Annotated in this window: 9 protein-coding genes and 1 pseudogene; 3 read left to right on the top strand and 7 right to left on the bottom strand. The window is 61.4% G+C overall.

Annotated features, from left to right (window positions below; all coding sequences use genetic code 11):
• The first annotated feature begins 276 nt into the window (after positions 1-276).
• The 3 genes from ACVWY1_RS22480 (at position 277) to ACVWY1_RS22470 (ending at position 2,842) form a co-directional block, all read left to right on the top strand.
• Complete coding sequence (locus tag ACVWY1_RS22480) at positions 277-1,074, top strand: transporter substrate-binding domain-containing protein (RefSeq protein ID WP_173862488.1); 798 nt, start codon at positions 277-279, stop codon at positions 1,072-1,074.
• A 78-nt stretch (positions 1,075-1,152) separates the two neighbouring features.
• Entirely contained in the window at positions 1,153-2,115 is a 963-nt protein-coding gene (locus ACVWY1_RS22475; protein ID WP_457378778.1) for an amino acid ABC transporter permease, read from the top strand.
• Positions 2,108-2,842 (top strand): amino acid ABC transporter ATP-binding protein, encoded by a 735-nt coding sequence (locus tag ACVWY1_RS22470; RefSeq protein ID WP_457378780.1) that lies wholly within the window; start codon positions 2,108-2,110, stop codon positions 2,840-2,842. Before ACVWY1_RS22475 ends, ACVWY1_RS22470 begins: the two co-directional genes overlap by 8 nt.
• Positions 2,843-2,941: 99 nt before the next feature.
• Here ACVWY1_RS22470 and ACVWY1_RS22465 read toward each other — a convergent pair whose 3' ends face one another.
• The 7 genes and pseudogenes from ACVWY1_RS22465 to tatB all read right to left on the bottom strand — a co-directional run bounded on the left by ACVWY1_RS22465 (position 2,942) and on the right by tatB (position 10,775).
• Positions 2,942-3,865, bottom strand: a complete 924-nt coding sequence (locus tag ACVWY1_RS22465; protein WP_457378777.1) for an RHS repeat-associated core domain-containing protein — start codon at positions 3,863-3,865, stop codon at positions 2,942-2,944.
• Positions 3,866-4,810: 945 nt separating this feature from the next.
• Positions 4,811-5,674: a methyl-accepting chemotaxis protein gene (locus ACVWY1_RS22460; RefSeq protein ID WP_431197014.1), complete on the bottom strand. Its 864-nt coding sequence runs from the start codon at positions 5,672-5,674 to the stop codon at positions 4,811-4,813.
• Positions 5,666-6,730 (bottom strand): annotated as a pseudogene (locus ACVWY1_RS22455) (methyl-accepting chemotaxis protein); the annotation flags it as partial. The gene ACVWY1_RS22460 and the pseudogene ACVWY1_RS22455, both read right to left, overlap by 9 nt.
• A gap of 169 nt (positions 6,731-6,899) precedes the next feature.
• Positions 6,900-8,816, bottom strand: a complete 1,917-nt coding sequence (locus tag ACVWY1_RS22450) for a HAMP domain-containing methyl-accepting chemotaxis protein (protein ID WP_277505507.1) — start codon at positions 8,814-8,816, stop codon at positions 6,900-6,902.
• Positions 8,817-8,914: 98 nt separating this feature from the next.
• A complete protein-coding gene (locus ACVWY1_RS22445) occupies positions 8,915-9,622 on the bottom strand; it encodes a 16S rRNA (uracil(1498)-N(3))-methyltransferase (protein ID WP_457378776.1) in 708 nt (235 codons plus the stop codon).
• Positions 9,619-10,410, bottom strand: coding sequence for a twin-arginine translocase subunit TatC (gene tatC, locus ACVWY1_RS22440; protein ID WP_139674032.1), 792 nt, complete (start codon positions 10,408-10,410; stop codon positions 9,619-9,621). The genes ACVWY1_RS22445 and tatC overlap by 4 nt, the downstream gene beginning before the upstream one ends.
• Positions 10,407-10,775 (bottom strand): Sec-independent protein translocase protein TatB, encoded by a 369-nt coding sequence (gene tatB / locus ACVWY1_RS22435; protein ID WP_277502213.1) that lies wholly within the window; start codon positions 10,773-10,775, stop codon positions 10,407-10,409. The genes tatC and tatB overlap by 4 nt, the downstream gene beginning before the upstream one ends.
• Positions 10,776-10,777: the final 2 nt, after the last annotated feature.

The following is a 10,777-nucleotide window of genomic DNA, read 5'->3' as shown; positions in this document are numbered from 1 at the left end:
GGGCGGTCCCCCCCCCGCCCCTAACGGCGGGGCCCAGGGCGGGCGCCCGCGGCGGCCCCCCCCCGCATAACCCGGGGGGGGGGGGGGGGGGGTGGGGGCGGCCCGACTTGCCCCGCGATTGTTTTTCCCTCATCGATTTTTGGCCAACAAAGTCCCCACCGGCTCTAGGTCCCGGCCTTCGCATGCGTTAGCATCCGTCCCGACATTACGCATCGGTCTATAGGACCGTGCTTACAAGAAAAATCTGCGTACTTCTTGCTAGGGGACTTGGTGATGATGAAGAAATACCTGTCGCGACTGCTGGTAGGTGCGACCGCCCTGATCGCGGTAGCCACCGCCCAGGCCGGCGCCATCGATGACGCGGTCAAGCGCGGCACCCTGCGTGTGGGCATGGACCCGACCTACATGCCGTTCGAAATGACCAACAAACGTGGCGAGATCATCGGCTTCGAAGTCGACATCCTCAAGGCCATGGCCAAGTCCATGGGCGTCAAGCTGGAGATGGTCTCCACCGCCTACGACGGCATCATCCCGGCGCTGATGACCGACAAGTTCGACTTCATCGGCAGCGGCATGACCCTGACTCAGGAGCGCAACCTGCGCCTGAACTTCAGCGAGCCCTTCATCGTCGTCGGCCAGACCCTGCTGATCCGCAAGGAGCTGGCGGGCGAGATCAAGTCGTACAAAGACCTGAACAACGAGAAATATCGCCTCACCTCCAAGCTTGGCACCACCGGCGAGATGGTCGCGAAGAAGCTGATCGGCAAGGCCAAGTACCACGGCTACGACAACGAGCAGGAAGGGGTGATGGACGTGGTCAATGGCAAGGCCGACGCCTTCGTCTACGACTCGCCCTACAACGTGGTGGCGGTGGAGAAGGCTGGCGCCGGCAAACTGGTGTTCCTGGAAGAGCCCTTCACCTACGAGCCACTGGCCTTCGGCCTGAAGAAGGGCGATTACGACAGCATCAACTACATCAACAACTTCCTGCACCAGATCAAGCATGACGGGACCTACGATCGTATCCACGACAAGTGGTTCAAGAGCAAGGACTGGCTGAAGGAAATGGAATAAGGCCTGGGCCACAAACCCAAGCGCTGACCTCGACGCGCAGGTAAACCCTGCGCGTTCGCATTTACGGAAGTACCCCACGTGATCAAACACAAGAAAGCACAGTGGCCCTGGCACGGGCTGACCGCGCTGGTCCTGGTGGGCCTGGCGATCAGTCTGTACCTGGCCACCTCGATGATTTCCTACGAGTGGCGCTGGAACCGTGTTCCGCAATACTTCGCCTACAAGGCCGAGGAAACCCAGCGTGCCGCCAACCCTGGCACGGTCGAGGAAATCGTGGTGTCCGGCGACAACGCCCGGGTCACCCTGAAGGATGAGAGCGGCGACACCCAGGTCGTCGAAGTGGCCAAGGACAGCATTCTGCTGACCCGTGGCGACGACGTAGCCGAGGGCGATGCCATCGGCGTCACCCGCCACTGGGCCGCCGGCCCCCTGGCCTGGGGCCTTTGGACCACGCTGTGGATCTCGGTCATATCCGGCGCCCTGGGCCTGGTGATCGGCCTGTTCGCCGGGCTTTGCCGGTTGTCGAGCAACCCCACCCTGCGTGACCTGTCCACGGTCTATGTCGAACTGGTGCGCGGCACGCCGCTGCTGGTGCAGATCTTCATCTTCTACTTCTTCATCGGCACCGTGCTCAACCTGTCCCGCGAGTTTGCCGGGGTGGCGGCGCTGGCCCTGTTCACCGGCGCCTACGTGGCCGAGATCGTCCGCGCCGGCGTGCAGTCGATCGCCAAGGGCCAGAACGAGGCGGCGCGCTCGCTGGGCCTGAACGGTGCGCAGTCCATGCGCCATGTGATCCTGCCCCAGGCCTTCAAGCGCGTGCTGCCACCGCTGGCCGGGCAGTTCATCAGCCTGGTCAAGGACACCTCGCTGGTGTCGGTGATCGCCATCACCGAACTGACCAAGAGCGGCCGCGAGGCCATCACCACCTCGTTCTCGACCTTCGAGATCTGGTTCTGCGTGGCGGGCCTGTACCTGCTGATCAACCTGCCGCTGTCGCACATCGCCAGCCGGCTCGAGCGGAGGCTTGCGCAAAGTGATTGAAGTCCGTGACCTGCTGAAAGTCTTCGACACCCGCGGCCAGGTGGTGCGTGCGGTGGACAACGTCACCACCCAGGTCGCCAGGGGCGAGGTGGTGGTAGTGCTGGGCCCGTCCGGCTCGGGCAAGTCCACTTTCCTGCGTTGCCTGAACGGCCTGGAGCATTTCGACCAGGGCCATGTGTCCATCAACGGCGTGCAACTGGACGACCCGAAAACCGACATCAACGCCTACCGCCGTGAAGTCGGCATGGTGTTCCAGCACTTCAACCTGTTCCCGCACATGACCGTGCTGGAGAACCTGTGCCTGGCGCAGAAGGTGGTGCGCAAGCGCAACAAGGCCGATCGGGAAGCCAAGGCCCGGGCGTTGCTGGAAAAGGTCGGTATCGCCCAGAAAGCCAACGAGTACCCGTCGCGCCTTTCCGGTGGCCAGCAGCAGCGGGTAGCCATCGCCCGCGCCCTGGCGATGGACCCGAAGGTGATGTTGTTCGATGAGCCGACCTCGGCGCTCGACCCGGAAATGGTCGGTGAAGTGCTCGATGTGATGAAGACCCTGGCCCAGGAAGGCATGACCATGGTCTGTGTGACTCACGAGATGGGCTTTGCCCGGGAAGTGGCTGACCGTGTGCTGTTCTTCGATCACGGCAAGCTATTGGAAGATTCGCCGCCAAAGGCGTTCTTCGATGCGCCGAAGGACCCACGGGCCCAGGCGTTCTTGCGCCAGGTGCTGTAGGGGGAGCAGCTGCTCATGCCCGGTAATGGCCGCCTGGCAGCAACGGTGTGGGGGCGGTGCAACACCGCTCCCACGAACCCTGTGAAGCTTTAACCAAGGCTACTCCCGTATGCGGTAGTTTTCATATCCTGATTTCCAGTACTGACGATCAATAGCGTTCACAGCCTCTTGCGCGGTGCGCACAGCATCGAGATATACAATTGCCTCAATCTCCAGCAAGGGTTGGAGGTCAGCTATTTCTTGGCGTATTTTTTTAGCTTCTAAAATTTTATTTTTGATGGTTTCGATATGTTTGTTTATATCTTCTGGGCTGAGGCTGAGAATTTTTCTATGCGCATCCCCGTTCATGCCCGTAAAGGGTAGTAGTTGTTGTAGTGATTTCCCTGCTGTTTGGCTAGTTATTTTTTTAGTTTGGTGTTGTATCGATATCGACAGTATGTCTGCGAGTTCCTTTTTTGAGTCTTCAATGGATGTTAATTTCCTAGAGAGTTTGCCGATTTCGGTGGTTCTAGCGTCAAGTCTCTTTTTTGCTATCTCTGCGACAGCTATAGAGCTGTCTGCATGTGAAGTGAGGATTGTATCTAGAGCGAGTTGCTTAAGGGACCGAAGGTTTCCAGATGGATCGCTATAGTTGACCGGGTCGCCGTTGCAATAGGCATAGGCATTGTAGTTTTGTTGTAAAAACACTCCGATCCGATCCGGAGACAAAAAACGCATGAGCCTGGGACTGTAAACACGGTTGCCATGTCCCAGCAGATAAAGGCCTGCCTGCTCCATGTATTCGCCGTTATAAGCCAACAGGTTCCGCGCGCAACCGGGTCGCAGTTCACCATAGGGTGAATAGGCGTTGTTTTGCTGGACTGCGCCTTGGGCGGTCAGCAGTATGGATTTGGATAAGTCGGTCGCCAGAAGTTTGGATTGGGCCAGGGCATATCGTCGAGTATGCGGTGGACTACCCAACGCGAAAATGGAGTCCTTTGTATAGGGCGCGTGTTTTTTAGTCACCTGCCAAACTCCGGTCATGAAAGGAGAATCCTTCACGGAGTATCGTCCAGGCCCCGGAGGTCGGTAAACTAGCAAAAATGACAGGTCGAGCGAGCCCGCGCTGAGTCCCGGGCAGGCGACTTTCCATTCATGCTTGTCGCTGTGCATAACATGCCCTAACAAAACCAACATATCTGCTCTTGATCTTGCTTCTAAGCGCGCGATAGTTCAGGCGCCACCAATTGCGACTTCAGGAGGCCGAACGGAGGGCTTGCGCAGGGAGGTGACGGGCATGGATGCCCGTCAAGCGCCGATCAGGCCATGGATGGCCCGTCGGCGCGTCCTCCCGGAGCGAGCCCGGAGTGAGGGGACCCCGGAGCGAAGCGTAGGGGCCGGATGAATGGAGCGAGCGGTTTTTGCCTTCTTTTGCCCGCGTGCAAAAGAAGGTCGCCGTAAAGGCGAAAAGGTGAGTGTGCGTCGATATCGCAAATGAATGCGCATACAACTTTGAAAACATACGCTCTGAAAGTAAAAGTAAAAGTAAAAGTAAAAGTAAAAGTAAAAGTAAAAGTAAAAGTCAATCGGCACCGGTTTTTATAGTTGTAAGTGCATTCATTTGCGATGTCGACGCATAGTCACCTTTCCGCCCTTACGGCGGGTCCCTTTTTGAAGCATCAAAAAGGAACCAAAAAATGCTGCTCCATTCATCCGGCCCTCCGCTTCGCTCCGGGTTCCCTCACTCCGGCCTTGCTCCCGGGAGGACCGCGCTGAACGCCCCATCCTGGGGCGCAGCGCTTGACGGGCATCCATGCCCGTCACCTCCCTCCGCAAGACCTCCGTTCGGCCTCCTGAAGTCGCGAAGTTACGGGCGGCGCCTGGGCTGGCGCAGCTGTCGCTAGTGGGCTTTGGGGGAACCTTCTGATCGCCAAAGCAAAGCCAAAGCCTAGGCCCGGGGCTGGAGATTTGAACGCACGGCCGGAAGGCCTAAAGGCTGAACCGCCCCACCATGCCCCTCAACTGCTGCCCCAAGTGCTCCAGTTCCCCGCTTGAAGCAGCGGTCTGCTCACTGGCCGCACTGGTCTGGTCCGACACATCACGTACATTGATCACGCTGCGATTGATCTGCTCGGCCACCACGCTCTGTTGCTCGCTGGCGGTGGCGATCTGCTGGTTCATGCCTTGGATGGTCGATACCGTCTGGGTGATCTGGCCGAGCGCGTCGCCCGCCTTGCGGCTGAGTTCGACGCTTTGCTCCGTCAGGCGCTTGCTGTTGTCCAGCAGGCCGGTGACTTCGTCGGTCCCCCGGTGCAGGCTATCGATCAGCTGCTCGATTTCCTCGGTTGACTGCTGGGTACGCTGGGCCAGACCGCGCACTTCGTCGGCCACCACGGCGAAACCACGACCCGCCTCACCCGCCCGCGCCGCCTCGATGGCCGCATTGAGCGCCAGCAGGTTGGTCTGCTCGGAAACCGACTTGATCACATCGAGAATCGAACCGATACGCTGGCTTTCGCCAGATAAGTGGCCCATCGCTTCAAGGCAGTGATCCATCTGGCCGGCCAATTGTTCGATACGGGCGATGGCTTCGGCCACTACCTGGTCGCCCAGCTGTGCCTGGTTGTCTGCAGTGGTCGCCGCCACCGAAGCCTGTTCGGCGTTCTGCGCCACCTCTTGTACCGTGGCACTCATCTGGTTCATTGCGGTGGCCACCTGGTCGGTCTCCTCGCGCTGCTGGCTGATGCGTTCACGGGTATCGATGCTCGAGGTGGCTAGTTGCGCCGCAGACTTCGACAGCTGCCCGACGCCTTCGTTGATGCCTCCAAGCAGCTCGCGCAGGCTCAGGGTCATCTCGCGCATGCTGTTCTGCAGTTCGCCCATTTCGTCACGCCGTGCGACCGAGTCAATCTGGCTGAGGTCGCCACGGGCGATGCGCGTGGCCTGCGTCAGTACCTGCTGCAGGGGTGTGGTGATCTGTCGGGTGATCAACCAGCCGGCAAGCAGACCGACCAGTAGTGCCAGCACGGCAACGCTGGTGAGCAGCGAGCGGGCGGCCACTGCCTCGCTGTCGCGCTGTTCGATCTTGCGGGCGCCCAGTTCAAGGCTGGCGGTGCGCAGTTCCTCGCCCATCTTCTCCATGTTGTCCTGCAGTTGCTCGACCTCCAGTGCTACCTTCCGATAGCGCAGCAGGCTTTCCCGGTAGCGACCAAGCTCGCCCTCGGGCCGCTCCATCAGCGCGCGTGGCAGATCCAGCGGCGCGATCGAGCGCAACAGCTGTCCCATACTGGTATCCGCAGAGTCCAGTGCCGTGTCGCCCACCTTGGCGAAGTCATCCCCGGAGCCGAAGTAGGCCGGTACCTGGCTCTGCTGGTTGGCGGACTCGATGTGGCGGCTGAGCGTATCCATCAGACCGATCACATTGCCTTGCTGGCCGTCGCCGGGCATTTTCAGCAGTGCCTGGGTCTGCAGTTCGTCGATAACTTTCTCCAGCGTGGCCGCCTGTTCGCGCATGGCGGTGCGCAGCCCTTCGCGACTGTCGACGGTGCGCTGTAAGGTACCGAAGTCTTCTTGCAGACGCTGGAGCAGCTGCAATTTCTGCTCCAGCACCTGGCGCGACTCGTCCACCCTGCTGCGTTGCAACAGCAGGTTCAGACGGCTCTGCAACTGGTCGAGTATTCGACCGATACGGGTCTTGCTGGTGTCGTCATTGAGGACCCGGTAGGTGATGCGTTCGGCGCGAAGGTCCTTGGTCAGGTCGTTGATCGCCCCTATTTCGCTGAGTTGTTCCGAGCGAGTGATGGCGCCGTCGAGGGCACGCCAGCCGCTGATGGTGGTGGCCAATGTGAGCAGCAGTACCACGGCGAACCCAAGGGCGAGTTTGCGCCCGACCTTGAGGTTTCCGAGCATGCGGTCTAGGTAGCCGAACATGGCAGGTCTCCGTGCAGATGAACAAAGACCATGGCGGCAAATTGCCGGCATGGTCTGTTGATCATCGACGCAGAGTGCGTGGGACGTGGCCTGTAAATCGTGTAGGAAAATTCCTTGCGGTTTGAGGGATTACCGCTGCTCTTGCGCGTTAGAGCTTGAACCGTCCCACCAATTGCTGCAGATGCGTGCCCAGGCGCGCCAGTTCGACGCAGGAGCTGGCCGTCTCCTCGCTGGCGGCCGAGGTCTGGTCGGAAATGTCGCGTACGTTCATCACGCTACGGTTGATCTCCTCAGCCACTGCGCTTTGCTGCTCGGCGGCGGTGGCGATCTGCTGGTTCATCGCCTGGATCGACGACACGGTGCGGGTGATGGTGTCTAGTGAGCCACCTGCACGACGGGTCAGCTCGACACTGCTGTCGGTCAGCGCACGGCTGCTGTCCATCACGTTGGCCACTCGCTCTGTGCCGTGCTGCAGGCTGGCGATCAGTTCCTCAATCTCCTCGGTCGACTGTTGGGTGCGCAGCGCCAGGCTGCGCACCTCGTCGGCGACAACGGCGAAACCACGTCCGGCTTCGCCGGCGCGGGCGGCTTCGATGGCGGCATTGAGTGCCAGCAGGTTGGTCTGCTGGGCCACTGACTTGATCACGTCGAGCACGCTGCCGATCTTGTCGCTCTCGGCCTTGAGCTGATTCATCGCTTCGCTGGAGTTCACCACTTCGTTGGCCAGACGCTCGATCTGGGCAATGGTTTCGCCGACCACCTTGTCGCCCTCGCGGGCCTGCTGGTCGGCCATCAGCGCGGCCTCCGAGGCTTGTTCGGCGTTGCGCGCCACTTCCTGGACGGTGGCGGCCATCTCGTTCATGGCGGTGGCGACCTGGTCGGTCTCGACTTTCTGGTTGTTGACTCCGGCGCTGGTCTGCTCGGTGACCGCCGACAGTTCCTCGGCAGCACTGGCGATCTGCGTCACGCCGTCGCCGATGCCGCCGATCAGTTCGCGCAGGCTCTGGGTCATGCGTTGCATGTTGGCCTGTAATTGGCCCAGCTCGTCGCGGCGGTTGGTCTTGAGGTCCTGGCGCAGATCGCCACCAGCCACGCGTTCGGCGGCCGCCAGGGTCTGGCGCAGCGGCACGGTGATCTGCCGGGTAATGGCGACGGCGGCCAGTATTCCCAGCAGCAGGGCCAGGACGGTAGCACCGGCGAGCAGGCTCTTGGCCTGACGGGTGCCCTGGTCGCGGACCTGGGTTTGCGATTCGGTCATCTGCAGGCTGGTATCGAGCAATACGGTACCTAGGGCTGCCATCTGGGTGAGGGCCTGTTCGCCGGCAGTCTGGGCGTTGCCTACCTGGATTACCGCGTCGCGGTAGGCAGCCAGCGCACTGGTGGCGGCTTCGAGGCTGGCGGCATGCTCGGCGGGAACCTTGGCTGGCAGGGCCCTGAGTACCGGCAAGGCCTGGTCGATGGCGGCCAGCGCGGTCTGCTGGAATTCGGCACGGCTACTGTAGGTATAGCCGCGGACCTGGAAGCGTGCCTGTTGCAATTGGCCGCTGACTTCAACCGCTTCCTGGTACTGGTGGATATCGCCGCCCTGCAGCAGCCCCTGCTGGACCTTGCCGATCAGTTCGCTAGCCTTGTCGGCGTTGTCGCCCAGCACCTGGCGACTGGCGCTGCGCTGCTGGTCGGCTTGCTTGAGATCGTTGAAGGTTTGCTGGTATTGGCGTACTGCGTCGCGCTGCTGCTCCAGGCGCTGTCGATCAGCTGGCAGTTCAATCTGTTCGAGCATGAGCTGGACCTGGCGCTCTAGGTTGGCCAGGGCCTTCTCCAGCTCCGCCACGCTGGCCTGGTCGCGGTTGCGCTCGTAGTGTTGGCGAGCGATACGCAGGTCCTGGGTGTACTGGTGGATCACTGAAATGTTGCCGAGCTTATCGCCGCGGTCGGTCACGCTGTCGAGGCCGATCCAGCCCGTGAAAGTGATGGCGAGGGTGAGCAACAACACCAGGCCGAAACCGATCCCAAGCTTACGTTTGACGCTCACATTCCCCAGTGATTGGGCAAACCATCGGTACATATCGACTCCCCGGCGATTGGTAGTGCAAATTGTTATTTTGTTGCACAGGCCATCGGCTTGCACCAGGGAAACTTGATGGGATAGATCTGAACTGGCTGTCAGAAAATTCGCGAGAGCAGTGCGGTCACCGCCGTTTCTACCCGCAGAATGCGTTCTCCCAGTTGTACGGGGGCCAGTCCGGCCTTGCCCAGCAACTCGACCTCGTAGGGGATCCAGCCGCCCTCCGGGCCAATGGCCAGGGTGACCGGGCCATCGACCGCTCGTGGGCAGGCTGGGTAGCGGCCGGGATGGGCGACAAGGCCCAGGCTGCCTTGGGCGATGACCGGCAAACGATCCTCGACGAAGGGCTTGAAGCGCTTTTCGATGATCACGTCAGGCAGCACTGTGTCACGGGCCTGCTCAAGGCCCAGAATCAGGTTTTCGCGGATACTTTCGGGGGAGAGGTACGGGGTCTGCCAGAAACTCTTCTCAACCTTGTAGCTATTGACCAGGATCAGCCGCGGCACGCCCAGGGTGGCGACCGTCTGGAACAGCCGGCGCAGCATCTTCGGGCGCGGCACGGCCAGCACCAGTGTCAGCGGCAGCTTGGCCGGTGGTGGCTGGTCGAAGGCCACCTGCAGTTCGGCTTCGTGATGTTCGAGGCGTACGACCTCGGCCTTGCCCATCAGGCCGTTGACGCGGCCCACCCGCAGGCTGTCGCCCACCGTCACGCGGTGGATCTCCTGCATGTGGGTGAAGCGGCGATCAGCCAGGACAACGCGGTCGGCCGACACGAAGTCGGCCTCTTCAAGGAGCAACAGGTTCACGGTTGGGTCGCAGGCGGCTGGTCGTTGTGGTCGTTGCCGGTTTCTTCGTGCGTGTGGCTGCGCTTGCGGATCAGGCTGCCGCACAGCACGCCGACCTCGAACAGCATCCACATCGGCACGGCCAGCAGGGTCTGGGAGAAGATGTCCGGCGGGGTGAGGATCATGCCGACCACGAAGCAGCCGATGATCACGTACGGGCGGATCTTCTTCAGGTACTGCACGTCGACCACGCCAATCCACACCAGCAGCACTACCGCCACGGGGATTTCGAAGGCGACCCCGAAGGCGAAGAACAGGGTCATGACGAAGTCGAGATAGCTGGAAATGTCGGTCATCATCGACACGCCTTCGGGCGTGGCGCTGGCGAAGAAGCCGAAGATCAGCGGGAACACCAGGAAATAGGCGAAGGCCATGCCGGCGTAGAACAGGAAGATGCTCGACACCAACAGCGGGATGGCGATGCGCTTTTCATGGCGGTACAGGCCGGGGGCAATGAAACCCCAGATCTGTTGGAGTATGAACGGGATTGCCAGGAACAGCGAGACGATCATGGTCAGCTTGAACGGCGTCAGGAACGGCGAGGCCACATCGGTGGCGATCATCGTCGCGTTGGCCGGCAAGTGCTCGCGCAGCGGCGCCGAGACCAGGGTGTAGATCTGCTGGGCGAAGGAGAACAGCCCGGCGAAGATCAGGAAAATGGCGGCGACGCAGCGCAGCAGGCGGGTGCGCAGCTCGGTCAGGTGCGAGACCAGCGGCATCGGCTGGTCGGTTTCCGGATTCTCGCTCATGGGGCTCGCGGCGGTTGTGGCGGTTCGGAGGGTGGTGCTGCGACCGGCTGCGCGGGGGCGGCATCGGTGGCAGGTGCGGCAGGCGTTTCAGCGTTGGCCGGCGGCTGCACGGGTGGCGCCAGGGGGTTGAGGATGCGCTTGGCCTCCTGCTCCATCTGCAGGATGTGCTCGTTGTGCAGCTGGCGGCGGATGTCATCGGCGCCGATCTCGCGCTCGACTTCCATCTTGATCGCGTTGAAGCTGCGCTTGAGGCGACCGATCCACAGCCCGGCAGTGCGCGCGGCTCCCGGCAGGCGCTCAGGGCCGAGCACCAGCAAGGCGACCAGGCCGACGAGCAGCAGCTCGCTGAAGCTGATACCGAACATGG

Source organism: Pseudomonas sp. TE6288, from assembly GCF_054062095.1.
The sequence above is the reverse complement of the archived record's forward strand: the minus strand, read 5'-3'. Positions and strand labels throughout refer to the sequence as shown.

Bases quoted from the DNA above. Each gene is read 5' to 3' on its own strand.
- ACVWY1_RS22480 (WP_173862488.1), top strand. From the start codon at position 277: ATGAAGAAATACCTGTCGCGACTGCTGGTAGGTGCGACCGCCCTGATC.
- ACVWY1_RS22465 (WP_457378777.1), bottom strand. From the start codon at position 3,865: ATGACCGGAGTTTGGCAGGTGACTAAAAAACACGCGCCCTATACAAAG.
- ACVWY1_RS22460 (WP_431197014.1), bottom strand. From the start codon at position 5,674: ATGACCCTGAGCCTGCGCGAGCTGCTTGGAGGCATCAACGAAGGCGTC.
- ACVWY1_RS22450 (WP_277505507.1), bottom strand. From the start codon at position 8,816: ATGTACCGATGGTTTGCCCAATCACTGGGGAATGTGAGCGTCAAACGT.
- tatC (WP_139674032.1), bottom strand. From the start codon at position 10,410: ATGAGCGAGAATCCGGAAACCGACCAGCCGATGCCGCTGGTCTCGCAC.
- tatB (WP_277502213.1), bottom strand. From the start codon at position 10,775: ATGTTCGGTATCAGCTTCAGCGAGCTGCTGCTCGTCGGCCTGGTCGCC.